25 protein-coding genes are annotated in these 26,256 nt (G+C 28.9%); 6 read left to right on the top strand and 19 right to left on the bottom strand.

The window, feature by feature from the left end; translation table 11 throughout:
• The first annotated feature begins 24 nt into the window (after nucleotides 1-24).
• The 5 genes from mutS (at nucleotide 25) to BUA21_RS08485 (ending at nucleotide 7,068) form a co-directional block, all read left to right on the top strand.
• Nucleotides 25-2,643, top strand: coding sequence for a DNA mismatch repair protein MutS (gene mutS / locus BUA21_RS08505; RefSeq protein WP_132996151.1), 2,619 nt, complete (start codon nucleotides 25-27; stop codon nucleotides 2,641-2,643).
• Between the two features lie 12 nt (nucleotides 2,644-2,655).
• Nucleotides 2,656-4,473 carry a DNA mismatch repair endonuclease MutL gene (gene mutL / locus BUA21_RS08500; protein ID WP_072744396.1) on the top strand — a complete coding sequence of 606 codons (1,818 nt, stop codon included), beginning with the start codon at nucleotides 2,656-2,658 and terminating at the stop codon, nucleotides 4,471-4,473.
• A gap of 12 nt (nucleotides 4,474-4,485) precedes the next feature.
• Nucleotides 4,486-5,427 (top strand): tRNA (adenosine(37)-N6)-dimethylallyltransferase MiaA, encoded by a 942-nt coding sequence (miaA, locus tag BUA21_RS08495; RefSeq protein ID WP_072744395.1) that lies wholly within the window; start codon nucleotides 4,486-4,488, stop codon nucleotides 5,425-5,427.
• Nucleotides 5,428-5,445: 18 nt separating this feature from the next.
• The gene (gene hfq / locus BUA21_RS08490; protein ID WP_072744394.1) at nucleotides 5,446-5,688 is read left to right on the top strand and encodes an RNA chaperone Hfq; all 243 of its coding nucleotides are present in this window, start codon (nucleotides 5,446-5,448) and stop codon (nucleotides 5,686-5,688) included.
• Between the two features lie 72 nt (nucleotides 5,689-5,760).
• A complete protein-coding gene (locus BUA21_RS08485) occupies nucleotides 5,761-7,068 on the top strand; it encodes a methionine gamma-lyase family protein (RefSeq protein ID WP_072744393.1) in 1,308 nt (435 codons plus the stop codon).
• Nucleotides 7,069-7,076: 8 nt separating this feature from the next.
• On the opposite strand, the gene lexA is transcribed toward BUA21_RS08485, so the two are convergent.
• Nucleotides 7,077-7,694, bottom strand: a complete 618-nt coding sequence (gene lexA / locus BUA21_RS08480) for a transcriptional repressor LexA (protein WP_072744392.1) — start codon at nucleotides 7,692-7,694, stop codon at nucleotides 7,077-7,079.
• A 222-nt stretch (nucleotides 7,695-7,916) separates the two neighbouring features.
• Between lexA and yneA the strand changes: the two genes are divergently transcribed.
• Complete coding sequence (gene yneA / locus BUA21_RS08475) at nucleotides 7,917-8,234, top strand: cell division suppressor protein YneA (protein WP_072744391.1); 318 nt, start codon at nucleotides 7,917-7,919, stop codon at nucleotides 8,232-8,234.
• Between the two features lie 19 nt (nucleotides 8,235-8,253).
• Here yneA and BUA21_RS08470 read toward each other — a convergent pair whose 3' ends face one another.
• The 18 genes from BUA21_RS08470 to BUA21_RS08385 all read right to left on the bottom strand — a co-directional run bounded on the left by BUA21_RS08470 (nucleotide 8,254) and on the right by BUA21_RS08385 (nucleotide 26,218).
• On the bottom strand, nucleotides 8,254-9,219 hold the full coding sequence (locus tag BUA21_RS08470; protein ID WP_072744390.1) for a tyrosine recombinase XerC: 966 nt from the start codon (nucleotides 9,217-9,219) through the stop codon (nucleotides 8,254-8,256).
• A 444-nt stretch (nucleotides 9,220-9,663) separates the two neighbouring features.
• A complete protein-coding gene (locus tag BUA21_RS08465; protein ID WP_072744389.1) occupies nucleotides 9,664-10,860 on the bottom strand; it encodes a pyridoxal phosphate-dependent aminotransferase in 1,197 nt (398 codons plus the stop codon).
• A gap of 84 nt (nucleotides 10,861-10,944) precedes the next feature.
• The gene (locus tag BUA21_RS08460) at nucleotides 10,945-11,328 is read right to left on the bottom strand and encodes a PadR family transcriptional regulator (protein WP_072744388.1); all 384 of its coding nucleotides are present in this window, start codon (nucleotides 11,326-11,328) and stop codon (nucleotides 10,945-10,947) included.
• A 1-nt stretch (nucleotide 11,329) separates the two neighbouring features.
• Nucleotides 11,330-12,145 carry a PHP domain-containing protein gene (locus BUA21_RS08455; RefSeq protein ID WP_072744387.1) on the bottom strand — a complete coding sequence of 272 codons (816 nt, stop codon included), beginning with the start codon at nucleotides 12,143-12,145 and terminating at the stop codon, nucleotides 11,330-11,332.
• Between the two features lie 82 nt (nucleotides 12,146-12,227).
• A complete protein-coding gene (locus tag BUA21_RS08450; RefSeq protein WP_072744386.1) occupies nucleotides 12,228-12,488 on the bottom strand; it encodes a stage V sporulation protein S in 261 nt (86 codons plus the stop codon).
• A 172-nt stretch (nucleotides 12,489-12,660) separates the two neighbouring features.
• Nucleotides 12,661-12,921 carry a stage V sporulation protein SpoVS gene (spoVS, locus tag BUA21_RS08445; protein ID WP_072744385.1) on the bottom strand — a complete coding sequence of 87 codons (261 nt, stop codon included), beginning with the start codon at nucleotides 12,919-12,921 and terminating at the stop codon, nucleotides 12,661-12,663.
• A 168-nt stretch (nucleotides 12,922-13,089) separates the two neighbouring features.
• Complete coding sequence (gene rny, locus BUA21_RS08440; RefSeq protein ID WP_072744384.1) at nucleotides 13,090-14,622, bottom strand: ribonuclease Y; 1,533 nt, start codon at nucleotides 14,620-14,622, stop codon at nucleotides 13,090-13,092.
• A gap of 163 nt (nucleotides 14,623-14,785) precedes the next feature.
• A complete protein-coding gene (locus BUA21_RS08435; protein WP_072744383.1) occupies nucleotides 14,786-15,442 on the bottom strand; it encodes an AAA family ATPase in 657 nt (218 codons plus the stop codon).
• 6 nt (nucleotides 15,443-15,448) lie between these two features.
• A complete protein-coding gene (locus BUA21_RS08430; protein WP_072744382.1) occupies nucleotides 15,449-15,700 on the bottom strand; it encodes a hypothetical protein in 252 nt (83 codons plus the stop codon).
• Nucleotides 15,701-15,712: 12 nt separating this feature from the next.
• Nucleotides 15,713-17,155 carry an AAA family ATPase gene (locus BUA21_RS08425; protein WP_072744381.1) on the bottom strand — a complete coding sequence of 481 codons (1,443 nt, stop codon included), beginning with the start codon at nucleotides 17,153-17,155 and terminating at the stop codon, nucleotides 15,713-15,715.
• Nucleotides 17,156-17,160: 5 nt separating this feature from the next.
• Nucleotides 17,161-18,144: a metallophosphoesterase family protein gene (locus tag BUA21_RS08420; RefSeq protein WP_072744380.1), complete on the bottom strand. Its 984-nt coding sequence runs from the start codon at nucleotides 18,142-18,144 to the stop codon at nucleotides 17,161-17,163.
• Nucleotides 18,145-18,199: 55 nt separating this feature from the next.
• Nucleotides 18,200-19,237 (bottom strand): recombinase RecA, encoded by a 1,038-nt coding sequence (gene recA, locus BUA21_RS08415; RefSeq protein ID WP_352404507.1) that lies wholly within the window; start codon nucleotides 19,235-19,237, stop codon nucleotides 18,200-18,202.
• Between the two features lie 86 nt (nucleotides 19,238-19,323).
• On the bottom strand, nucleotides 19,324-20,559 hold the full coding sequence (locus tag BUA21_RS08410; protein ID WP_072744379.1) for a competence/damage-inducible protein A: 1,236 nt from the start codon (nucleotides 20,557-20,559) through the stop codon (nucleotides 19,324-19,326).
• Between the two features lie 15 nt (nucleotides 20,560-20,574).
• The gene (gene pgsA, locus BUA21_RS08405) at nucleotides 20,575-21,120 is read right to left on the bottom strand and encodes a CDP-diacylglycerol--glycerol-3-phosphate 3-phosphatidyltransferase (RefSeq protein ID WP_072744378.1); all 546 of its coding nucleotides are present in this window, start codon (nucleotides 21,118-21,120) and stop codon (nucleotides 20,575-20,577) included.
• Nucleotides 21,104-22,441 (bottom strand): 30S ribosomal protein S12 methylthiotransferase RimO, encoded by a 1,338-nt coding sequence (gene rimO, locus BUA21_RS08400; RefSeq protein WP_072744377.1) that lies wholly within the window; start codon nucleotides 22,439-22,441, stop codon nucleotides 21,104-21,106. The genes pgsA and rimO overlap by 17 nt, the downstream gene beginning before the upstream one ends.
• Nucleotides 22,442-22,459: 18 nt before the next feature.
• The gene (locus BUA21_RS08395; RefSeq protein WP_072744376.1) at nucleotides 22,460-24,565 is read right to left on the bottom strand and encodes a DNA translocase FtsK; all 2,106 of its coding nucleotides are present in this window, start codon (nucleotides 24,563-24,565) and stop codon (nucleotides 22,460-22,462) included.
• 52 nt (nucleotides 24,566-24,617) lie between these two features.
• On the bottom strand, nucleotides 24,618-25,442 hold the full coding sequence (gene uppP / locus BUA21_RS08390; protein WP_072744375.1) for an undecaprenyl-diphosphatase UppP: 825 nt from the start codon (nucleotides 25,440-25,442) through the stop codon (nucleotides 24,618-24,620).
• A 65-nt stretch (nucleotides 25,443-25,507) separates the two neighbouring features.
• On the bottom strand, nucleotides 25,508-26,218 hold the full coding sequence (locus BUA21_RS08385; protein ID WP_084604214.1) for a ClpP family protease: 711 nt from the start codon (nucleotides 26,216-26,218) through the stop codon (nucleotides 25,508-25,510).
• Between the last annotated feature and the right edge of the window lie 38 nt (nucleotides 26,219-26,256).

Genomic DNA, 26,256 nt, shown 5'->3' with positions numbered 1-26,256 from the left:
TTATGTTTATTGGAGGGATTGCATTTGGATGATTTGACACCAATGATGAAACAATATATGAATATAAAAGCTAAATATAAAGACTGTATTTTGTTTTTTAGATTAGGGGATTTTTATGAAATGTTTTTTGATGATGCTATTTTAGCTTCAAAGGAACTTGAAATAACCTTGACTAAAAGAGATTGTGGAAGAGAAGAAAAAGCTCCCATGTGTGGGATACCCTATCATGCTGCAGATTCATATATATCCAAATTAATAGATAAAGGCTATAAGGTTGCTATTTGTGAACAATTAGAAGATCCAGCTTTGGCAAAAGGGATTGTGGAAAGGGATGTAATAAGAGTTATAACTCCTGGCACTATAACAGATTTGAATGCATTAGATGAAAAATCTAACAATTTTCTTTCTGCTATATTTGTAGATGAACATGGAGTAGGAATAGCTTTTGTAGATATTTCTACAGGAGAACTATATACTACCGAATTCTATGGGAACAAAAAAGATAATATGAGTTTTTTACTAGATGAGTTGGGTAAAATTGTACCATCTGAAATCATAACAAATTCTATAGTTTTGGAAGATGAAAAAGTATCAAAAGCCATACAAATGGCTATTAATCCATATATAGATGTTTATGATGAACAACTAGCTAATGTTGAAAATTGCCAAGAAATAATAGCAAAACATTTTGGTCAGGGCTATATAAAAAATTCAGGATTAGAAGATAAAAAATATTCTATTATTGCAACAGGTATTCTTTTGAATTATTTACAAGATACTCAAAAAATAACCATGGAACATATAAATGATATTTCATTTTATTTACCCAATAAATACATGGTATTGGATATAAATACAAGGATAAATTTAGAAATAAATGAAACTATTAGAGGAAAAGAAAAGAAAGGTTCTTTAATTTGGCTTTTAGATAGAACTTCTACTGCCATGGGAGGAAGGCTTTTAAAAAATTGGATTGAACAACCCTTACTGGATAAAAAAGAGATTGAATACAGATTAGATATCATAGAAAAATTTACTGAAAACATTATTTTTATGGATGATGTGAAAAATTGTTTAAAAGAAATATATGATCTGGAACGTATAATGGGGAAAATCGTTTATGGAAATTGTAATGGTAGAGATTTAATTTCATTGAAAAGCTCTTTATATATACTTCCAAAATTAAAACAATTATTGATTGCTTCAGAAGATCCTAATTTAAATGAAATAGGCAAAAATATTGATACATTAAATGATATATATAATTTAATTGACAAAGCTATTGTGGATGATCCTCCTGTTTCAATTAAAGAAGGGGGAGTCATTAAAACTGACTTTAATGGAGAGATAAACGAGTTAAGAGAAATGTCTACAAAGGGTAAAGAATGGTTAGCTAAATTAGAAGAAAAAGAAAAAGAAAGAACTGGAATCAAAACATTAAAAGTAGGATATAATAGATTGTTTGGTTATTATATAGAAGTTACAAAATCATATTTAAATATGATACCAGAAGACTATATTAGGAAACAAACTCTTTCTAATTCTGAAAGATTTATAATACCAGAATTAAAAGAAATGGAAGCCAAAATACTAGGAGCAGAAGAAAAACTGATTGATCTAGAGTATAATATATTTATAAAAGTTAGAGAGAATATTAAAAGTGAAACTAGAAGAATTCAAAATGTAAGTAAAATTATTGCTAATTTAGATGCTTTACTTTCTCTTTCAGAAGTAGCTTATAATAATAACTATGTAAGACCAGAGCTAAATAGTGATGGAAAAATAGAAATAAGAAATGGCAGGCATCCTGTAGTTGAAAAAATGTTAAAAGACATATTGTTTGTTCCAAATGATACTCATCTTGACAATAAAGATAATAGAACTATTATTTTAACAGGGCCTAATATGGCAGGTAAATCTACTTATATGAGACAAGTGGCTATTATAACACTGATGGCTCAAATTGGTAGTTTTGTCCCAGCTGAATGTGCAAATATTAGTATTGTAGATAGAATTTTTACTAGAATTGGGGCTTCAGATAATTTATCTCAAGGTGAAAGTACATTTATGGTGGAAATGAATGAAGTCTCTAATATTCTACAAAATGCAACGGAAAACAGCTTAATTATCTTAGATGAAGTAGGGAGAGGTACTAGTACTTTTGATGGGCTCAGTATTGCTTGGTCTGTTATTGAATATATTGCCTTAAATATAAAGGCTAAAACATTGTTTGCAACTCATTATCATGAGTTGACACAATTAGAAGGGAAAATTAAAGGAATTAAAAATTATACAATATTGGTAGAAGAAAAAGGGAAAGAAATAATATTTTTAAGAAAAATAGTAAAAGGGAGCACGAATAAAAGCTATGGAATTGAAGTTGCACGATTAGCAGGAATTGATGAAGATATTATAAATAGAGCAAATGAAATTTTAAACCAAATTGAAAAAAGTCAAGGTTTTAATGGAAGTTTAAAAACTGACAAAGAAATGAAATCTAAAGAAACTGAACAGCTAAATATTTTTGAGTACAATATAAGTAAAATTATTGATAGACTTAAAAATATAGATGTAATTAAATTAACTCCAATGGAAGCTATAAATATACTTTATGAGATTGTAGAAAGTGCTAAAAATCTCTAAGGAGAGATGTAAATGTCGGGTAGAATTAAAATTTTAGATGAGGCAACTATTACTAAAATAGCTGCAGGGGAAATAATTGAAAGACCAGCCTCTGTTGTAAAAGAACTAATAGAAAATTCTATAGATGCAAATTCTCAAAATATAATTGTAGAAATTAAAGGTGGCGGGAAAGATTATATCAGAGTTACAGATGATGGTACTGGCATAGATGAAAATCAAGTTGAATTGGCTTTTATTAGGCATTCTACAAGTAAAATATCTAGTATTGATGATTTAAACAATATACATTCTTTAGGGTTTAGAGGTGAAGCTCTAGCAAGTATTTCAATGGTAAGTAAAGTTGAAACTCTCACTAGAGCTAGAGATAGCACTAAAGGAATTAGAGTTTTTATTGATAATGGCAAAATAGTAGATAAACAAGTAATTGGTTGCCCAGTAGGAACTTCGATGATTTTAAGGGAACTTTTTTATAATGTTCCTGTAAGAAGAAAGTTTTTAAAAAAAGAAACAGCTGAGTCTAACTATGTCAGTGATATTGTATATAAATTAGCTTTAGGAAATCCTAATATTTCTTTTAAATATATAAAAGATGATAGATTAATTTTGAAAACTCCCGGGACCAATGATATAGTTTCAAATATTTATTCAATTTTAGGAAAAGAATTTATTGATAACTTACTGGAGTTAAACTATAAGGATGATACATTAAATATTAAAGGTTATGTTTCAAAAAATAGTTTTTATAGAGGCAATAGAAGACATCAATATATATTTGTAAATAAAAGATGGGTAAAAAATTATGAAATAACAAAAACTATTGAAGATTGCTATAAATCTGTGATACCAATTAACAAATTTCCTATATTTATATTTTTTATTGACATAGATCCTAGCAATATAGATGTAAATATTCATCCTACTAAAGAAGAAATTAAATTTGTGGATCAATCTAAAATAGATGAATTAATCAATGGTCTAGTTATAGAAAATATCAATAAAGTAGTAACTATTCCTAAGGTTGAAATAATACCATTAAAAATTCCAGATGTTCAGCCAATAAATTTTTTAGATAAAAATTATTCAAATGCTACAGATAAAATTTCAAATGAAAATGATGAATTTGATGAATTTAAAGAAACAAAAATTATGTCAAGGGAAGAAAGCGATAATAAATACCTAACAGTACAAAATGATTTACGGGGAAAAGACTCAAATGAACATGCTTCTAATTTAAATATGGCTCAAATTTTTAATGACGTAAAAATTGTTGGAGTATTGTTTAATACTTATATAATTTTAGAAGATAGCTCTAATGACAATTTTTATATATTAGATCAACATGCTGCTCATGAAAGAATTATGTATGAACAATATAAAAAGGAATATGAGGGTGAAAAAATTGTAACCCAGAAATTGGTATCACCAGAAGTTATTGATTTAACAAATGATGAAATGGAGATTGTAAAAGAAAATAAGGATTTATTTCATAGATTAGGTTTTGAAGTCGAAGAATTTGGGATCAATTCTTTAGCAATAAGGGGTGTACCTTTTATATTTGGAACACCTAATTCAAAAGAACTTTTTTTTGACATACTAGATAATATAAAATTGGATATAAAAAGTAGTTATGATGTGAAACTTGAAAAGATAATGAAAATTGCTTGTACAAATGCTATAAAAGGTGGAGATAGAATAGCAACCATTGAAATAGAAGAATTGCTAGATCAATTGGTTAAAGCTGAAAACCCTTATACTTGTCCACATGGAAGGCCAATTGTCATTGATATAAGCAGACGGGAATTAGAAAAAAGATTCAAAAGAATTATTTAAAGGATGATAAATATGAGCAAAAAAATACCTCTAATTGTTTTGGTAGGTCCAACGGCTGTTGGTAAAACAGATATTTCTATAAAATTAGCAAATAAACTTAATGGAGAGATAATTTCAGCTGATTCAATGCAGATTTATAAATACATGAATATTGGAACTGCTAAAGTGAAAGAAGATGAGATGCAAGGAATTCCACATTATTTAATTGATATAGTATATCCAGATGAAGATTTTACAGTTTCAGATTATAAGAATTTGGCAAATGAGCATATTAATGATATAAATAGCAGAAGCAAATTGCCTATAATTGTAGGCGGTACTGGTTTATATATAAACTCATTAGTTTATAAATTAAGTTTTACTCAAGTAGCGCCAAATGATGAATTTAGAGAAGTATACAATAAAATAGCAGATGAATACGGCAATGTTAAAATATATGAAGAGTTGAAAAAAGTAGATCAAACTTCTGCAAGTAAAATAAACATAAATGATAGAAAAAGAATAATTAGAGCTTTAGAAATATATCATGAAACTGGAAAGCCAATGTCAGAATACAACAAGGATTTTAGAAAATATAATGATGATTATGATATTATTTTAATTGGATTGACTATGGACAGGAGCATGTTATATGAGAGAATAAATATACGAGTAGACAATATGATAGAAGAAGGATTAATAGATGAAGTAGAAGAATTAATCAAAATGGGATATGATAGACAATTGAACTCTCTGCAAGCACTTGGATATAAAGAGATTATTTCATATTTATATAGAGAGATATCATTAGATGAAGCTATAGAACTAATTAAAAGAAATTCTAGAAAATATGCAAAAAGGCAATTGACATGGTTTAGAAGAGATAATAGAATTAAATGGATTGATACAAATAGTTTTAGTAATAAAGACGAAGTAGTGGAAGATATTTCAAAGCATATAAAACAACAATTATAAATAACTAAAGGAGGGAAAGTGTTGAAGACAACATTAAACTTACAAGATGTTTTTTTAAACAGAGCAAGAAAGGATAATATAGTAATCACTGTGTATCTGATCAATGGATATCAATTAAAGGGAAACGTCAAAGGATTTGACAATTATACTTTAATTTTAGAAAGTGATGGAAAGCAACAATTAATTTATAAGCATGCTATATCTACAATAGTTCCTACCAAATCAATAAACTATATAAGTAAAAGCAGTGAAGAAGAATAAGAGTAAAAACATAACTGTCTCTGATTTATTCAGAGGCTTTTGTGTTTAAATATAGTAGAAAAGGTGGATAAAATGATAAAGGATACAATAAATATATTATGTAAACAATATAATGTGGATGAAGAAGTTATTAAATATGTAAATAAAAAAGAAATGATAATTAGAGATAAATTTAAATATATTGATGAAATAGCGGAGTACAATCAATATAAGGTTATAAATGCAATGCAGAAAGCTAAACTAAGTTCTACAGATTTTTATTGGACTACAGGTTATGGGTATGATGATATGGGAAGAGAAAAGGTAGAAGAGATATACTCTTATGTTTTTAATACAGAAGATGCTCTAGTTAGACCAACTATAGCCTCTGGAACTCATGCTATTACTTTGACATTGTCTGGGCTATTACGTCCAGGAAATGAATTCTTATGTATTACTGGTAGTCCTTATGATACACTTCAGAAAGTTATTGGAGTGAAAGGTAGTGAAAAAGGAACATTTAAGGATTATGGAATATTGTATGATGAAGTACCTTTGGATTTAAATGGGCATATTGATGTGGAACAGGTTTTAAATAGGATAAATGCCAGCACAAGGCTTTTATTGATACAAAGATCTACTGGATATAGCGATAGAAAAGCCCTTAGCATAGATGAAATAAAAAGAGCTATAGCTGGAATTAAAGATTTCAGGGAAGATATTATCATAATGGTAGATAATTGTTATGGCGAGTTTTTGGAAGTAGAAGAACCAACAGATGTAGGAGCTGACATTATGGCTGGCTCTCTAATTAAAAATCCTGGTGGTGGAATAGCATTATCAGGGGGATATATTGTTGGTAAAAGTGAATTGGTTGAATTGATAGCTAATAGAAGTACGGCTCCAGGCATAGGAAAAGATTGTGGATTAACTTTTGGAATGACTAGGAATATACTACAAGGGCTGTTTTTAGCTCCTCATGTTGTTTCTGAAGCGGTTAAAGGTGCACTACTTATGGCAATAGTTTACGGCAATCTGGGGTTTAGAATTATACCAGAAGTTGATGACAAAAGAAGTGATATAATTCAAGGAATACAATTTAATGAGCCTAAAAAATTGATTGAATTTTGTAAAGGAATTCAAGAGGCATCAGCAGTAGACTTCTATTTTTCTCCAGAACCTTCAGACATGCCGGGTTATGAAGATGAAATAATAATGGCTGCAGGAGGTTTTGTACAAGGGTCTTCTATTGAATTGAGTGCAGATGGGCCATTAAGGGAACCTTATTTTGCTTATTATCAGGGAGGACTTACCTATGAACACTGTAAATTAGGAGTCCTAATGTCTTTAAATAATTTATATAAAAATAATCTAGTTGATTATAAAAAGCTGACTATGTAGTCAGCTTTTTATAATTTTCTATATAGACCTATTACTTTTCCTAATACTTTGACATCTCTTGTTAAAATAGGGGACATGGTTTCATTTTCAGGTTGCAATCTTATATAATTTTCTTCTTTATAGAATTTTTTAACTGTTGCTTCATCTTCTAAAAGTGCTACAACAATATCACCATTTTCAGCATCGTTTTTTTGTCTGACTAATACATAATCTCCGTTAAATATGCCTGCTTCAATCATACTTTCTCCTTGAACTTTTAGCATGAAAAGAGGTCCTCTTTCAGCAATATCTAATGGTATGGGAAAAGTATCTTCAATATTCTCTACAGCTAATATAGGTTGACCAGCAGTTACTTTGCCTATAATAGGTATGTCAACAGTTTTTTTAGGAGCAAAAAGATAATCCTCATCTCTATCTAGTACTTCGATAGCTCTAGGTTTAGTTGGATCTTTTCTGATATATCCTTTCTTTTCTAGTTTTTCTAAATGGCCATGAACAGTAGAAGTTGATTTTAAATTTACACCACTACATATTTCTCTTACAGCCGGAGGATATCCTTTTAGTTGAATTTCTCTTTTAATAAATTCTAAAATTTCTATTTGTTTTTGAGACAAATCTTCATACATTTTAAACACCTCACATAGGAATAATTTAATAAGAATATTTTTAATATAGGTGTATTCAAGTCAAAATTCCATTTAATCACGTTAATTATAACATATAAATTTAAATATTGCAAACAATAGTTCGTTTTTTCAAAAAAAACCATTGACAAAGAACTAATGTTTGTTTATAATAAAATTAATCGAACTTATGTTTCGGGAACTAATGTTTAAAGGGGTGTTTATATGCTAAAAAATAAGACTACGATAGTAAACAAAAAAAGATTTTTCACTTTTATTCTGACAATGGTTTTGAGTGTATTTATATTTTGCTTTGTTTTTTCAGAAAAAAACAAAGTATATAGTTCTAAGTATAACAATCAAATTAAAGAAATTACTATTAAAAAAGGTGATACAATTTGGAACATTGCACTAGAAAACAAGCCAAATCAGTACGATACGAGAAAGATGGTATATGAGATAATGGAAATAAACAATATGAAAGAATCCACGATATATCCTGGAGATACAATAAAAATACCTATTATAGATGAAAAAAAGTAGTGATGCTAAATAGCAATCACTACTTTTTCTTGTTTTTAGAGAGGGGGTTACTTTTCACAGCCTCTCTTAATCTATCATCATCAATATGAGTATATATTTGAGTTGTAGAAACATTTTCATGCCCTAAAATCTCCTGAAGGGCTCTTATGTCTACATTGCCATACTTATACATTAAAGTAGCTGCAGTGTGTCTTAATTTGTGAGTAGAGTATATAGATGTGTCTAATCCAGACATCTGTAGATATTTATCTATCATATGTTGTACAGCTCTAGTACTAATTCTATTTTTTCTCTTACTTAAAAAAAGTGCTTTTTCATCTATTGCATCATTAGGACGAACCTTTATGTAATCATTTAATGCTTCTAAACAAGCTTCATTTAAGTATATAGTTCTTTCTTTATTTCCTTTACCAACTACAGTTAATGTATCACCTTTTATTTTATCTATATCAATGCTGACTAGCTCAGACAGTCTGAGTCCACAATTTAGAAATAAGGTCAGTATGGCATAGTCTCTTTTTCGAAAGAAATCATTTTTATTTTCATTGACTATTTCTAATAAATTTTGGGCTTCATCTAAAGTTAAGTATACGGGTTGTCTATTATCGGTTTTAGGAAATTCCAAATTGTTTGCTGGATTGTTATCTATTAGATTTACTTTTGTATTTAGATAATCAAAAAATGATCTTATGCTAGCAACTTTTCTAGCTTTGGTATAGTTTCCATTGTTTCTATTTTTATCTACAAAAGAAATAAACGCGTGAAGATCTTGTATATTGACTTTTTTGATTAAATCTATATCTATATCGTCAATATTGATTTCTTCGAAGGAGGTAGTATTATCGACTAATTTATATCTGATTTTTAAAAATCGAAAAAAAGTTCTTAAATCAAAATAATACTCTTTAACTGTGTTTTGAGATTTTCCTCTGATAGTTTCCATATAGTTTAAATAATCTTCTAGTATCAAAGGCATATTTTTCATTTCATCACCACTTTCTATATAATCAATACATCATTAGTCACAAAATATACATTTTGTGACTAATGATGTATTCGACATAGATATAAAAAAATCCTTCTTTTTCATATCTATTTTTTATTCTTTAATTATATGAATGTGATATAATTTTAGCAAACTTTCTCCAAAATGGCCTTCTATTTTGGCCTATAACAGCTTTTCATTACGGCATTAATATAATTTCATATATAGACAAAAATATAGACTATTTTGGCCCGTATTGAGGCTTAAAATAGCTATTCCATATTTTTGATTTATTTTGTTTTAAAAATACCATCTAAATTTCTCAGTCTCTAAAATATTGTAAAAAACCTCCATACTTTCCTACAAGGAATAGAAAAAAATCCATTTAGTTTACATAAATTAATTATGTAAACTAAATGGATCCTTACAAAATAAATATTTGAATTATTTATCTTCTACTATTGTCTTGATTCTACTTAATCCTTTTTCTATGTTTTCCATAGATGTTGCATAAGACAATCTTATATAGTCATCATCACCAAAACCAATACCTGGTATTACAGCAACTTTTCCTTCATCTAATAAAAGCTTTGCAAAATCAAGGGAACTTTCAATTTTCATTCCTCTTATTGTTTTGCCTTTGATTTTTGTAATATTTACCATTACATAAAATGCGCCTTTTGGTTTTCTACAGCTTAAACCTTCAATTGAGTTTACTGTATCTACCATGAAATTTCTTCTTTCTTCGAAATGTTTTTTCATTTTTTCAACACTACTTTGGTCTCCTGAGAGCCCTTCAACACTTGCATATTGAGATATTGAACATGGATTTGATGTAGTATGACTTTGAATATTACTCATAATTTTAGTTATATCTTCACTAGCTGCTGCATATCCAATTCTCCATCCTGTCATAGCATAAGCTTTAGACATACCATTTATAAGAATGGTCAAATTTTTAATTTCATCGTTTAGAGATGCTATACTTACATGATTTTCTCCATCATATACTAATTTTTCATATATCTCATCTGAAATAACAAATATGTTATTCTTTACTGCCCAGTCTGCTATTTTTTCTAATTCATTTTTATTGTAAAAAGTACCAGTAGGATTATTTGGGCTATTAAGTATGATTGCTTTTGTTTTATTACTTAATGCATTGTTTAAGTCTTCTAATGTATATTTAAAATCGTTTTCTTCTTTTGTCTTTATAAATACAGGCTTTCCTCCAGCTAACTTTATCAATTCCGGATAACTAACCCAATATGGTACAGAAATGATGATTTCATCTCCAGGATTTGTAATGGCCATTAGGGCATTATAAATTGAATGTTTAGCACCACTGGATATAATTATATTTTTAGGTGAATAAGTTAGATTATTGTCTTTTTTTAATTTTTCACAAACAGCTTCTTTTAATTCCAATATACCTGATGCAGGAGTGTATCTTGTTTTTCCTTCCTTTATAGCTTTTATTCCTTCTTCAGCAATATTTTCAGGTGTATTAAAATCAGGTTCTCCTGCTCCAAAACTTACAACATCTATACCTTGGGTCTTCATTGATTTAGCTTTAGCTGTAATCTCTAAGGTTACAGATGGGGATATTTTGAGTCCTTTTTCTGATAATTTTGTGTTCATTGCTTTTCCTCCATTCGTAATTATATTGTATATCTATCTTCTACAAAAAATCTGTTTTTCCTTCTTTTAAATGTTAAATATTTGTCAACTATTTATTCCATATATGTCTTTTAAAACAGTTTGCACTATAAATAATGAATCTTCAAATGCTGGTTTATACATACGGGATATTACTTTATAGTGTTCATATCCCTTATCTGTAAGCTTATATCTTCTTATAGAGCGTTTATCGGGTTCTTCCCACCATCCAACAATATAACCTTCTTCTTCCAATTCCCTTAAAAGGGGGTAGACCATACCAGGACTAGGTTCCCATTTATTTTTAAGTTTATATTTAATTTCGTCTATTATTTCATTTCCATAATAACTTTTTTCTCTAAGAAGATGTAGTATATATAATTTGACAAAGGAAGTTGTACTAATTTTAGATGGGAATTGTCTATTTCTTTCACCTTTATAATTTGCCATTTTAATTCAATCCTTTCATTTGATCCAAATTATCTAAATCAATACAGTATTTACCCAACACGTAATCTCCATTGATTAATTGCCCATGACAATCTGAACCTCCAGTCTTTATTAAATTGTGCTTATTAGCTAATTTTGTATAAAATTCGATTTCTTTCTTAGAATGCTTTGAATGTACAGTTTCTATTCCATCTACTCCAATTTTTATACAATAATAAATAATATTTTTATCCTTTATTAACCCAGGATGTGCTATTACAGCAATTCCCTTGCATCTATGTATAATATCTATTGCATCTTCTATAGAAAGCTTGTATCTCTCTACATATGCAGCTTTTCCTATTTCTAAATACTTATCAAAAGCTTCATCTATACTATTAACCCATCCTTTTTTAATTAATGCTCTAGCTATATGAGGTCTTCCAATGTTATTTGCACCAGAAATTTTTTTTACATCATCAATGGTCACATTTATTCCCAAACTATTCAGTTTATCTAGTATCTTATATCCTCTATTCATTCTTTCTAATCTTAAATTATATGTCAATTGAATTAAATCAGGAGATTTATAATCTATGAAGTATCCTAATATATGTATCTCTTCAGTAGTATATATACAACTGAATTCTATACCTGGAATTACTTGAATATCTTTATATATTTTACTTCTTTCAATAGCTCTGTCTATTCCTAGTGTGGTGTCATGATCAGTTATGGCTATTCCATCAAGTTCTTTTTTTACTGCTAAGTCAACAACTTCTTCTGGTGTGAGTAATCCATCTGAAAAGGTTGTATGAATGTGTAAGTCTGCTATCATAAAAACACTCCTTTTTTAATACACTATAAAGAAAATCACATATTAGAAAAAACCTGCCTAAAACAAAGCAGGTTTTTTATTTCTATCTAGGTTCTACAATTAGCTTAATCGCCGTTCTTTCTTCTCCATCAATCTCGATGTCAGTAAATGCAGGTATACAAATAAGATCAATTCCACTTGGAGCAACAAAACCTCTAGCAATAGCAACTGCTTTAACAGCTTGGTTTAGAGCACCAGCTCCAATAGCTTGAATTTCAACAGTACCTTTTTCCCTTAGAACTCCAGCAAGTGCTCCTGCAACAGAATTTGGGCTTGATTTTGCGGCTACTTTTAATATATCCATTAAAAAGCCTCCCTATTTAATTTATTTTTCATATATTCATACATTGTATTATTATATATCTTCTATAAATAATAGAAAAACCCTCTTTTATTTCTAATATTTCTAAATTATTTTTATAAAAAGATTTCTTAGAAATAAAAAACCTGCCTAAAACAAAGCAGGTTTTTTATTTCTATCTAGGTTCTACAATTAGCTTAATCGCCGTTCTTTCTTCTCCATCAATTTCGATGTCAGTAAATGCAGGTATACAAATAAGATCAATTCCACTTGGAGCAACAAAACCTCTAGCAATAGCAACTGCTTTAACAGCTTGGTTTAGAGCACCAGCTCCAATAGCTTGAATTTCAGCAGCACCTTTTTCCCTTAGAACTCCAGCAAGTGCTCCTGCAACAGAATTTGGACTTGATTTTGCTGATACTTTTAATACATCCATTAAAATAGCCCCCTCTACCTATATTATTTTTTTATATTATATTATATATATCTATATATTCTTAATTCTACAAATAATAAAAAAATCCTCTTTTATTTTCAAAAAAATATTATTATTTGAAATTTATAAAAATCATATTTTTCATTTTTAAGCTTATAGTTATTCTGGCTATTTTGCATATTCTATTGCTCTAGTTTCTCTTATGACATTTACTTTTATTTGTCCAGGATAATCAAGTTCAGTTTCAATTTGTTTAACAATTTCTCGTGCTGTATGAACTATTTCATCGTCATTGATTAATTCAGGTTTCACCATGATCCTAATTTCACGACCTGCTTGTATTGCATAAGATTTTTCTATTCCATCAAAAGAGTTAGCAATCTCTTCTAATTTTTCTAGTCTCTTAATATAAGCTTCTAAGGTTTCTCTTCTAGCTCCAGGTCTAGCAGCAGAAATAGCATCAGCGGCTTGAACTAATACTGCTTCAACGGTTTCTGGTTCTATATCACCATGATGAGCAGCTATAGCATGCAATACCTCTTTTTGCTCTTTATATTTTTTAGCTAAATCTACACCAATTGTCACATGAGGTCCTTCTATTTCGTGATCTACAGCCTTACCAATATCATGTAATAATCCCGCTCTTTTTGCAACTTTTATGTCTGCTCCAAGCTCTGCAGCCATTACCCCTGCCAAATGAGAAACTTCAATTGAGTGCTTTAAAACGTTTTGTCCATAACTAGTCCTATATTTAAGTCTACCTAAAAGCTTTATTATTTCAGGGTGAAGTCCATGAACACCCGTTTCAAAAGCAGCTTGCTCTCCTTCTTCTCTTATTATATTTTCTACTTCTTTTTCAGCTTTTTCAACCATTTCTTCAATTCTTGCTGGATGAATTCTGCCATCTACAATTAGTTTCTCTAATGCTATTCTAGCCACTTCTCTTCTTATAGGATCAAATCCAGATAGAACTACTGCTTCTGGAGTATCATCAATGATTAGATCAATACCAGTTAAGGTTTCTAAAGTTCTAATATTTCTTCCTTCTCTTCCTATAATTCTACCTTTCATTTCATCATTTGGAAGAGGAACAACTGTAACTGTGGTTTCAGCTACAATGTCCGCTGCACATTTTTGTATTGAACAAGCAACAATTTCTCTGGCCTTCTTTTCAGCTTCTTGTTTTGCTTTGTTTTCCATTTCTTTAATCATTATAGCAGATTCATGAACTATTTCTTTTCGTATATCATTTAATAGTAGTTCTTTTGCTTCTTCTGTAGTTAGACCAGATAGTCTCTCAAGTTCTTGGACTTGTTTTTCATAAAGTTCATTAATTAATTCTTCTTTTTCATCAAGCTCTTTAGATTTTTTGATTAATAATTCATCTTTTTTCTCTATAGATTCACTTTTTCTATCTATAGTTTCTTCTTTATGAACTAATCTTCTTTCTAATTTTTGTAGCTCATTTCTTCTTTCTCTACTTTCTCTTTCAATATCACTTCTCAACTTATGAACTTCTTCTTTTGCTTCAAGAATAACTTCTTTTTTCTCTGTTTCAGCATCTCTTTTTGCATCTTCAATTATTCTTGTAGCCACTTCTTCAGCATTATTAATCTTTCCTTCACCAATAGTTTTTCTTATATAATATCCTATGATGATTCCTACTATAGCACTTAGAATTAATTTTATAATGTCAATAATAAAGCACCTCCCTTTCTATTTACTTTTCAAGTTCCATGTTACATTTTCTGGATAATAGTAAAAATATAAACCGAGTAGTCTCGGCTTATAGAGTCTACACTATTATTTTATATGGATTGCACACACTTTAATTTTATTACTTTTAGATAAATCTGTCAAGTGTTTAATTGGATGTCACCTTTTCTACCATGCTCTTGGAGCCGTTTAAATGAACTCTATAGGCATTTGTGCTTATAGATGAAAGATGATTGTTATGGGTGACCATTATTATTTGTCTATCAAACATATCTGAAGTTCTCTTTAAAAAGTCTGCAACATTAAATATATATTCTTCACTTACGTGTTTTGCAGGCTCATCTAATATCAATGGTCCTTCAATAAGGGGTTTATGAATTTGAAGAAAAGACATTCTGAGTGCCAAAGAAATAATATCTACAATTCCACCACCCCTTGACAATTCTGGTTTGGTTTTTATCAGTTCTTCATTGATTTTTGAGACAACATAAAATTCTGCATTTGGTTTTCCATAAAGCTCCTCTATCTCCACCTTGAATTCCATGTCAGCGTCAAATACATATTGAAGACAGTTTGTAACGATTATTTCTATTTGTTTTTTTGCCTGTTCTCTAGCATACTCGGAAGTTTTTTGTAATAGTATATTTACCTTTTCTAAAAGTTCAATATTTTTCTCAATTTCAGAAATTGTCTTTACATTATGATCTATCTGTTCCAATATTTTGTCTTTCTTTCCAGATTCTCTGGACAAATAATTTTTCAAATCAGATATTTTTTTTTCTAATTCAAAGGAATTGTCTATCATTATTTATCACTTCTTTTCTAATATATCTTTTGGTAATAATTCATTTGCTTCTCTAAATAAATCATCAATTTCATTGGTCAATTTTTCTATTTCACTGTCTAATTCATCAGGAGATACTCCCAATTCTTCTAATTCTTTAATAATCTCTTCTTGTTGTTTATTTAATTGTTCTAATCTTGCTTCTGCTTTATATTTTAATGATTTTGCTTTCTCAAGATTATCTTTTAAAATATTTAATTCTTTTTCGTAATCAGTCAATTTTAAACCTCCCTACTTATAGTTATCTACTATTTTATCGATAGTTGCTTCATCTATTCTATTGAAACATAGCGGACATACTTCAAACTTTGACAAAAGATTTTTGTATTCATCTAGAAGTATTTTGATTTTTTCATCTTTATCTTGCATAGTTTTAATGTTTTTATTTAATTCTATTTCTATTTGCTCCTGTTGTTCTTTTAAATTATTTAGTTTTGAAAGCATTTTAGTTTTATATCCTATATCTGATAAATTGTTTTCAATTATATTTATTTTTTCAAATTTAGAAAAATAAATATTTCCATATGCAATTCTCTTATTTATTTCGGTTACCCTCAATTGAAATGATTTTAGATTTAGCATTTTCTTTATATATTCATTAATTAAATAAATTTTTGTTTCTACACCATCTGTGTCTTTTAATCCTATCAATATATTTTTATTATAATTTAAACTTTCAGCTGTTACTGTATATTTGTTTTTTGCATTTTCCAATTTATCTATTTTCTTAACTTTTAATTCTGAATTTTTTATGCAATTCTTAACTGTATCCAAATTTTTCAACTTTGCTATTATATCTTCATTATAACAAATATTCTTATTGACATTTAACAATGTATATTGCTTTTCTTTAATAAGAATATATGCTTTTATTTCACGATTTAGTTTATCAATTAGATTTTTAAAGTAATTCAAATTTTGCAATTTAGTGATCATTAATTCTGAATAAGCAATATCTTTATTTAGTTCCTTTAACTTAATAGAAATGGATTTTAACTTTTCAACCTTAGTTTCTAAGTCTTTTATTGCATTTTTTTTGTCTTCTAGTTGTTCTATGTTTATTCTCAATTTTTCTAAATAATCATATTCTTTCAAGTTTTCATTAAGAGTATCTAATTGGTCTTCTAGATTTTTCTTTAATAAATTTAAATTTCGAATATCTTTTAAAGTTCCCCCAACAGCATCATCTACAATATGAACTCCTACTAATCTTCCAATAGCATTAGCTCTAGTAACTGTTTTTTCCGATAGTAAAAAAGGGCCTTCCAATTGATCGCTTATATTAATGGAATTGGTTTGTTTTCCATCTAGATATATTTTTCTAATATTAATTTTTTCTGTAATTTCCTGTGGTACGCTAGTCCCAAATCCTTCAAAAATAGTTTCCTTCCCATTTTCATCATAGAGATAATACAAATTTTTACTTTTATTTCTATATCTTTTGATTTTGGTATTATCGTTAAAGATAATAGTAACACTACACTCATTTTCACCTTCTCTTATAAAAAAATCACCTGAGGGTTCATTAAATAATGCCCACTTAATTCCTCGAATGATTGCACTTTTACCTTGATCGGAAGGTCCAACTATAACATTCAAATTATTGTCAAAGTCTATTTCTGAATATTTATGGGACTGAAAGTTTTCTAATATGGCTTTTTTTATATATTTCATACTAGTTATTCATCTCCTGTATTTTTCATTTGAGACAAGGATATTCTTTTTAAAGCTTCTTGTTTTACTTTATCAGACACTTCTTCAGTCAATGAAATATTCAAAAGTATTTCATTAATATCTAATTTTTGAAAATTTGCAGTGGAGTCTACTGATTGTTTAAATTGTGTTAATCTTTCATTTTTAAATATAAAATTTTCAATTTCTTGTCTATCTAATACTTCTTCACCAGGTAATGCAGATTTTAAAGGAATTAATTCAATTTTTATATCGTCTTTTAATGTAATCATTACTACTTGAGGTATTCGCTCTATTTCTTTAAGGCTATTAGTTATCCTAATTATACTTCCTGGATTGACAAAGTATTTATCATCACTTTTAATTATACCAAAACCAGAGTGATAATGTCCTGCTAATGTTATATCAGCTTTAGTATCTTTAATGTCATCAACAAGGGTATAGGGTATGCCTTTTATAAATGGCCTATCTAGCAACATGCCATGAACCATATGTATAGAAAAATCGGCTTTTTTATCGATTTTTTCTACTCTGTACTTACTTATATTTATTTTTTCATCTATACTATAAATGTAAGGTTGACCAGTTAATTGAACATTTATATCATCTTTTCTAAGAAATACAACTTCTCCTTCGTGTATTAAATGAATAATTCCCATAGCATTAAATAGGCCTAACATAGTTCTATGGATAGTTTGAGGATTATGTCCATATACATCATGATTTCCAGATATAATATAAATAGGAGCTTTAAATTTATTTAATATAGTAACAAATTTACTTACAATAGATATTGAAACATCAGGTCTATCAAATAGATCTCCTCCATGTAAAACAAAATCAACATTATTAGAATTTGATATTTCAACAATCTCATTAAATTTTTTTCCCAAAGTATCTACTAAATCATCTTTTCTATTTTTAGGAGTAGTTCCTCTTATATGAGTATCAGTAAAAAATAATATTTTCAATTTTTAACACTTCCCTTTGATTTTAAAACCTCCTTATATAAGGAGGTTTTAAATTTTACTCTTTCTTTTCGTCTTCACTATTATCTTTTGTTTTTTCATAATTTAGTTCATATTTTTCTCTAATTTTGGTTTCGATTTCTAAAGCTATCTCTGGATTTTCCTTTAAAAAATCTTTAGCATTTTCTCTTCCTTGGCCTAATTTATATTCTCCATAGCTATACCATGCACCTGATTTATTTACAATTTCAGCTGTTACGCCTGCATCTATTATGTTTCCTTCATTAGAAATGCCTAATCCATACATGATATCAAATTCTGCTTGTTTAAAAGGAGGAGCAACTTTATTTTTTACCACTTTAACTCTTGTACGATTTCCTATAACATCATCACCTTGTTTTATAGAATCAATTCGTCTTACGTCTAATCGTACTGAAGAATAAAATTTCAAAGCTCTTCCTCCAGTAGTTGTTTCAGGATTACCGAACATGACTCCAACTTTTTCTCTTAATTGATTTATAAATATAACTATAGCTTGAGATTTGTTTATAGAGCCAGCTAATTTTCTTAAAGCTTGAGACATAAGCCTAGCTTGTAGACCTACATGACTTTCTCCCATTTCACCTTCAATTTCGGCTTTTGGTACCAATGCAGCAACGGAGTCAATGACAATTACATCTATTGCACCACTTCTAACTAGAGCTTCAGCAATTTCTAAAGCCTGTTCTCCTGTATCTGGTTGAGAAACAATTAAATTATCAATATCTACTCCTAATCTCTTAGCATAGGATGGATCTAATGCATGTTCAGCATCAATAAAAGCAGCAATTCCATCTTTTTTTTGTGCTTCTGCGATTACATGAAGAGCTACAGTAGTTTTGCCTGATGATTCAGGTCCAAAAACTTCTACTATTCTTCCTCTAGGGAGACCACCAATACCTAAAGCAATATCTAGGTTTAAAGAACCAGTAGGTATTACTTCAATATTCATCTTGGTATTTTCTCCTAGTTTCATTATTGAACCTTTACCAAATTGTTTTTCAATTTGGCTTATAGCAGCATCTAAAGCCTTATTTTTATCAGCCATATCAACCATATTGTTCCAGTGAAAACTGGATCCACCACCTTTCGTTTTCGAACGTAAGTTCCTCATATACATAATACAATATTTTGTTTACATAGTCAATGATTTATTTTTAGTAAATATTTTCTACCCTCATCAAAAACTTTGCTTGCAGCTTTATCTTGAATAGATTGTCTATCTCCACTAAAATGACATTCAATTGCTAAAGATTCATGTTTTGTAGCTATTCCAATGAAAACTGTGCCAACTGGTGTAGTTTTAGTTCCTCCACTAGGTCCAGCTATGCCAGTGGTTGACAAAGCCATATCCACATTGCTCTTTGAAAGCAATCCATTGGCCATTTCTATTGCAGTTTGGCTACTTACTGCACTATATCTATTTAAGGTTTCTCCTTTTACGCTAAGTTCAGTTATTTTTGCATTATTACTATATGTAACAATGCCACGATCAAAAACTAAAGATGCACCTGGTATCCTTGTAAATCTACTTGAAACAAGTCCACCAGTACAAGATTCACAAAAAGCTACCTTCATATTTTTTTCTTTGAGAAGATTATAAAAAACTTCTTCAATGGTTTTATTGTTATAGCTATAAATATAATTTTTTAATACTTTATCAATTTTTTCGACTAGCTTCTTTATTGATTCGTCAATCGTTTCTTCATCTCTGTCTTTTCCTGTTATTCTAATATCTACTTGACCTTCTTTCGCATAAGTAGCAATTGTAGGATTTGTTTGTTCTTCTATTAAATCTTTAATTAAATCTTCTAATTGAGATTCTCCTATGCCTATGGTTTTTAGTGTTTTGGATTTTATAATATAGTCTTGTTTTATTAATGGAACGACATAATTATTAAACATTAAATTCATTTCTTTAGGAGGGCCTGGTAATAAAACTATCTTCTTTTCATTATAGTCTAAAAAAACACCTGGAGCAGTTCCTACATCATTTTTTAAAACAATACAATCTTTAGGTAGAATAGCTTGCTTTATATTATTTTCCGTCATAATTTTATTGCTTTTCTTAAAATATTCTTTTATTTTTTCTAAACTTATATTGTCTAATTTCATTTCTAAACCCAATATATTTGAAACGATTTCTTTGGTTAAATCATCACTTGTAGGTCCTAATCCACCCGTATAAATTATCAATTCGGATCTATTTAGGGCTATTTTTGTAGCTTTTTCTAATCTTTCTGCATTGTCTCCCACTACTGAATGATAATAAACGTCTATGCCTAAATCAGCTAATCTTTGTGATAAAAATTGTGCATTTGTATTGACAATATTTCCTAGAAGTAATTCTGTGCCAACACATATAATTTCTGCTTTCATTAAATCATCTCCTGTTTACCTGTCTCCACTGTGCAATACTTCTTTGTTTTTATAGATATAATCAATTCCAGATATTATTGTAAAAAATACAGCAACATATATCATAATTTGATCAAAAGGAAGGTTTATTAGTCTAAAAGGATAGTTATTAAATAACAAAGCAATTATTGCAATTAGTTGTGTTATGGTTTTTATTTTACCTAATTTATTTGCAGCAATAGTGATTCCTTCACTAGCTGCAATAACTCTAAGGCCAGTTATTGCAAATTCTCTTGCTATAATAACTACTACTACCCATGCTGGAATCTTGCCTAGTTCTATCATAGAAATCAAAGCGGATGATACTAGTATTTTATCTGCTAGTGGGTCCATGAACTTTCCAAAGTTAGTTATCTGATTTCTACTTCTTGCAATATGTCCATCTAATGCATCTGTTATAGAAGCTAATATAAAAATAGCTGCAGCAATATATTGTGCATTGTTGATGTCAGAGAATAAAAAAATCATAAAAACAGGAACTAAAATCATTCTAAAAATTGTCAATTTATTCGCTGTATTCACTTAAAATCTCCCCCATTAAATCATATTCTAAACAACCAACTATTTTAACATTAACAAAAGTGCCAGGATTTACTGCTTTGATGCTTTTAAAATATACTATTCCATCAATTTCAGGACTATCCATATAGCTTCTACCTATATAAATATTGTCATCATATTTTTCTTCTATCAATACTTTATAAATCTTCCCTATTTTATTTTTGTTTTCCATCAAAGATATTTCTTGTTGCAATTCCATTATTCTATTTCTTCTATATATTTTAGTTTCTTCATCTATTTGTTCATCATATTCATATGCTTTAGTACCTTCTTCTCTGGAATAAACAAAAGCTCCTAGTCTATCAAACTTAATTTCTTTTATATACTCATACAATTCATCAAATTCTTCATTTTTTTCTCCAGGAAATCCTACAATCACTGTTGTTCTAATAATGATTTCTGGTATCTCACTTCTCAATTTTTTAATTAGTTTAGTTATATCCTTTTTACTTGTTTTTCTGTTCATTTTTTCTAGTATTTTATCACTTATATGCTGAATGGGTATATCTACATATTTTGCAACCTTTTTATTTGTTTTTATTGCTTCAATAAGTTCATCTGTAAAATTATCTGGGTACATATATAATATTCTAATCCACTCTAAACCTTCTATTTTGTTCAATTCATATAGTAGATCGGGTAATTTATATTCTCCATATAAATCTATTCCATAATCTGTTGTATTTTGTGCTATAAGTATTATTTCTTTTACACCTTTATCTACTAAATACTTTGCTTCAGATATGATATTTCCCATTTTTCTACTTCTGTAATGTCCTCGAAGCTTGGGAATTATACAATAAGTACAATAATTATTGCAACCTTCGGAAATTTTCATATAGGCAGTATGAGTAAACTCTGTTCTTTCAATTTCTTCAATATATTCTTCGTTTACATTTCCAATATTAATTATTTTATTTTTTTGTTCCAATCCCTTAAGTAGTTGTGCTATATCCCTTATGTTTCCTGTGCCTAAAATTCCATCTACTTCATCTATTTCTTCTGCCAATTCTTTTGAGTACCTTTCAGCTAAACAGCCTGAAAGTATTAGGTATTTACACTTTCCATATTCCTTATATTTTGTCATTTCCCATATAATTTTTATAGATTCTTCCTTTGCAGCATCAATAAATCCACATGTATTTACAATGATTATCTCTGCTTCATCTAAATTTGTTATAATATTAAAGTCATTATTCTTTAGTATACCAGCCATTATGTCAGAATCTATTTCATTTTTAGAGCATCCTAAGGTTATTATAGCTACATTTACTTTCTTCAATTGGTTAACACTCCTTTTCTAAGAATTAAAATCTTCTTTATCTACTAGTACTTTTCTGGGTTTGCTTCCTTCGTATCCTCCCACTATTCCCCTATCCTCCATTTCATCAATAAGTCTTGCAGCTCTTGCATATCCTATTTTTAATTTTCTTTGTAGTAAAGATATTGAAGCCTGTCCCTCGTTAATGACTAAATCGATTGCTTTTGGAAGAAGTTCATCACTTGATTCATCACTTATGAAATTTTCATTTTCTATTGTATCTAAAATTTCTTCATTATAGGTTGGAGTATTTTGCTTTTTCAAGAAAGAAACAATTTCTTCAACTTCTTCATCATCAATAAATGCTCCTTGAACCCTTATAGGTTTGGGCATATCTGAAGGATAAAAAAGCATATCACCTTTTCCAAGTAGTTTTTCAGCTCCACTCATATCTAATATGGTTCTCGAATCGACTTGAGAAGTTACAGCAAAAGATATTCTAGATGGTATATTAGCTTTTATAGTCCCAGTGATTATATCTACTGATGGTCTTTGGGTAGCTACAATTAAATACATTCCTGCAGCTCTTGCCATTTGTGCCAATCTACATATATAATCTTCTATTTCTTGAGCAGCTACCATCATCAAATCTGCTAGTTCATCAATTATTATGACAATTTGTGACAAATTTTCAGCCTTATCATTATCTCGTATTTTGTTGTTATAGCTGTAGATATCTCTTACACTATTTTGAGCAAATAATTTATATCTTCTTGTCATTTCTTCAACAGCCCAATTTAGTGCACTTCTTGCTTTTTTTGCATCTGTAACTACTGGAATTAATAGATGAGGTATATCATTGTAAATACTTAATTCTACAACTTTTGGGTCAATTAAAATAAGTTTTACATCATCTGGATTAGATTTATATAATATACTCATTATAATAGTATTTATGCACACGCTTTTGCCTGAACCCGTAGCACCTGCAATCAATAGATGAGGCATTTTTTCCATAGTTGTAATTACAGGTTTTCCTGCAACATTTTTCCCTAATGCCAACGGTATATTTGAATTTATCTCCATGTATTCTTCTGATAAAAGTATTTCTTTTAACCCTACATTTAATTTAGTTTTATTGGGAACTTCAATACCTACCGCTGCTTTCCCAGGAATAGGTGCTTCTATTCGCACATCTGATGTAGCTAAATTTAAAGCTATATCATCTGATAAATTCACTATACGACTTACTTTAACACCAGGTGCAGGTTGAAGTTCATAGCAAGTAATGGTAGGGCCTTTGCTTATTTGAACTATATTTGCCGCGATACCAAAATTTTTCATTGTGTCCTCGATTTTTTTTGCATTCACCAATATTTCTTTTTTATCATCTATATCACTTTTTTCATTTCTGTCTTTCAATAGTTCTATAGGTGGGAATTGATAGTTGTCTATAGAAATATTATTTTTATTTATACTTATTTTATCATCTGAATTGTCAATTTTTGAATTTTCATTTTCTATATCATTGCTAGAATAGTCTAGTATTTTTATAGACTTTTTTTTGTCATCTACTTTTGTATACTTTTCTTTTCTTTTCTTTCTTTTCTCATTATTATTTTCAATTTTAACTGAATTAAATTTTGGTGTGAGTTCAGTTAGCCTGATTTCAGTTAACAATAGAAAAAAGATAAAACTAATAATGGAAAGTATTATATAAGATCCTAAAGAGCCAAATAGTTTGAAGAAGGCATATCCTAAAAGTCCTCCAACAATGCCTCCTCCATGTCCTAATTGAGAATATTCAAATACAAGCTCCATTTTACTTTTAAATAAATCAACTTTAATGTCTTTTATATCAATAATGGTGATAAAACATATGAAAATAACAATTAAAAAAATCGACTTTTTATCATCTTCCATATCTAATTTGTTTAGCACTAATAGCAGTCCAATAGCTAATATTATTAATGGAAATATATATCCTCCAAATCCCATAAGTAATAAAAGTGCATCTTTTAAAAAGTTACCAACTACACCAGTTTTATTGGTAAATAAACTTAAAAGCAAAAGTATTCCAAAGGATATAATTATAATTCCGACTATTTCCCTATCAAATGATTTTTTCTTTTTTTTGCTTTTCAAAATAATCACCTCTGGAAGTATTTCTACAGATGATACTAAAATCCTCTTTTATTTAGAATATCTGAGAAATTAATAATATAGTACCTAAAACCCACAAATAATATGAAAAATAGTGTAGCTTTTTATTTTCTAGCAAGCTCATTAAAATTTTCATTGCAAAAACTCCTACAATAGCTGAAATGACAACTCCCACAACTAAAGGAGCTGTAAATTGAGTTTCTCCACCAGCGGCTACAGCATCTCTTATTCCTAGTATTGCTGCTCCAAAAGTAGCTGGCAATGCAAGTAAAAATGAAAATTCAGTAGCCAATTTTCTGTTTAATCCTCTAAACAATCCACCTGCTATAGTTGAACCTGATCTAGATATACCTGGTGTAATAGCAATACCTTGAAAAATACCTATGATTATTGCATCTAAGTAAGATACATTTTTTATTCTCTTATTTTCTTTTGCGTTTCTGTCAACAAACCATAGTAGAAAACCTGTTATTATAAAAGCAATACTTATTGCAATTATAGATGAGTATAGTTTTTCAAAGATATCTCCCAATAATATCCCAATTATAGCAGTAGGTATACTTCCTACAATAATTAAAAGAGCTAATTTTTGATAAGAATTGGTGACTTTAAATTTTTTGTTTTTTATTCCACTGCCAAGCATTTTGAAGAATTCAATTATTATTTTAATTATATCGTTAAAATAAACAATAAATATTGAAATTAGAGTACCAAAGTGTAGCATTTCAGTGAAAAACAAATTTCCTTCTCTTATTCCAAAAAAATGTTGTAATACTACTAGATGTCCTGAACTACTAATTGGTAAAAATTCTGTTATGCCTTGAAAAATACCTAAAATAATAGCTTGAAAAAAAGTCAAAAAAATCTCCCCCTTATAGTGAAAATATGTACTCATGATATTATAGCATAATTTTTTTGCTTATACTATTCCTTATCATTATTAATCAAACTTCGAAGTTTGTACAGTGCATCACTAAATCCACCAACTTCATCAATTAATCCATAATCTACAGCTTCTTGACCAATAAGTATTGTTCCTACATCGTTAGCTATTTCGTCTGTAGCATACATTAATTTCATCAAAGTATCTCTATCTATATTAGATGTTCTAATAATGTAATCTATGATTCTTTGTTGCATTTTTTCAAAATATCTAAAAGTTTGGGGACCTCCTATAACTAATCCAGTAGTACGAATAGGGTGGATTGTCATAGAGGCTGATGGAACTATAAAAGAATAATCTGTAGATGTTGCTAGGGGAACTCCTACACTGTGTCCACCTCCTAGGACTAAAGATACTTTAGGCTTATCAATGCTACTTATCATTTCTGCAAGTGCAAGACCTGCTTCAACATCTCCACCAATTGTATTTAGAATAATAAATACTCCTTTAATTTTAGGATCTTCCATGGCTGCAATAAGTAAAGGTATTAAATGTTCATATTTAGTAGCTTTTTTCTGAGGAGGAGCCATAATATGCCCTTCAATTTCCCCTATTATAGTTAAATATTGTATATCATTTGGAAACTCTGGTATATCCATAGTTCCAATACTTTTTAGTTCATCTAAATTCTTATCATCTTTTTTTTCGTCCTCATTATTTTCTCCACGATAATTCAAATCATATCTTTTCATAAAATATATCCTCCAATTTTTTATTTAAATATGCTCTT

The sequence above is a fragment of the Sporanaerobacter acetigenes DSM 13106 genome, assembly GCF_900130025.1.
GTDB lineage: Bacteria > Bacillota > Clostridia > Tissierellales > Sporanaerobacteraceae > Sporanaerobacter > Sporanaerobacter acetigenes.
This window is presented reverse-complemented; position numbering and strand designations above follow the sequence as displayed.

What these genes read in the sequence shown, in the direction of transcription:
- mutL (WP_072744396.1), top strand. Translation starts at nt 2,656, where the DNA reads ATGTCGGGTAGAATTAAAATTTTAGATGAGGCAACTATTACTAAAATA.
- miaA (WP_072744395.1), top strand. Translation starts at nt 4,486, where the DNA reads ATGAGCAAAAAAATACCTCTAATTGTTTTGGTAGGTCCAACGGCTGTT.
- BUA21_RS08485 (WP_072744393.1), top strand. Translation starts at nt 5,761, where the DNA reads ATGATAAAGGATACAATAAATATATTATGTAAACAATATAATGTGGAT.
- lexA (WP_072744392.1), bottom strand. Translation starts at nt 7,694, where the DNA reads ATGTATGAAGATTTGTCTCAAAAACAAATAGAAATTTTAGAATTTATT.
- yneA (WP_072744391.1), top strand. Translation starts at nt 7,917, where the DNA reads ATGCTAAAAAATAAGACTACGATAGTAAACAAAAAAAGATTTTTCACT.
- BUA21_RS08470 (WP_072744390.1), bottom strand. Translation starts at nt 9,219, where the DNA reads ATGAAAAATATGCCTTTGATACTAGAAGATTATTTAAACTATATGGAA.
- BUA21_RS08465 (WP_072744389.1), bottom strand. Translation starts at nt 10,860, where the DNA reads ATGAACACAAAATTATCAGAAAAAGGACTCAAAATATCCCCATCTGTA.
- BUA21_RS08460 (WP_072744388.1), bottom strand. Translation starts at nt 11,328, where the DNA reads ATGGCAAATTATAAAGGTGAAAGAAATAGACAATTCCCATCTAAAATT.
- BUA21_RS08455 (WP_072744387.1), bottom strand. Translation starts at nt 12,145, where the DNA reads ATGATAGCAGACTTACACATTCATACAACCTTTTCAGATGGATTACTC.
- BUA21_RS08450 (WP_072744386.1), bottom strand. Translation starts at nt 12,488, where the DNA reads ATGGATATATTAAAAGTAGCCGCAAAATCAAGCCCAAATTCTGTTGCA.
- spoVS (WP_072744385.1), bottom strand. Translation starts at nt 12,921, where the DNA reads ATGGATGTATTAAAAGTATCAGCAAAATCAAGTCCAAATTCTGTTGCA.
- BUA21_RS08435 (WP_072744383.1), bottom strand. Translation starts at nt 15,442, where the DNA reads ATGATAGACAATTCCTTTGAATTAGAAAAAAAAATATCTGATTTGAAA.
- BUA21_RS08425 (WP_072744381.1), bottom strand. Translation starts at nt 17,155, where the DNA reads ATGAAATATATAAAAAAAGCCATATTAGAAAACTTTCAGTCCCATAAA.
- recA (WP_352404507.1), bottom strand. Translation starts at nt 19,237, where the DNA reads ATGGTTGATATGGCTGATAAAAATAAGGCTTTAGATGCTGCTATAAGC.
- BUA21_RS08410 (WP_072744379.1), bottom strand. Translation starts at nt 20,559, where the DNA reads ATGAAAGCAGAAATTATATGTGTTGGCACAGAATTACTTCTAGGAAAT.
- BUA21_RS08385 (WP_084604214.1), bottom strand. Translation starts at nt 26,218, where the DNA reads ATGAAAAGATATGATTTGAATTATCGTGGAGAAAATAATGAGGACGAA.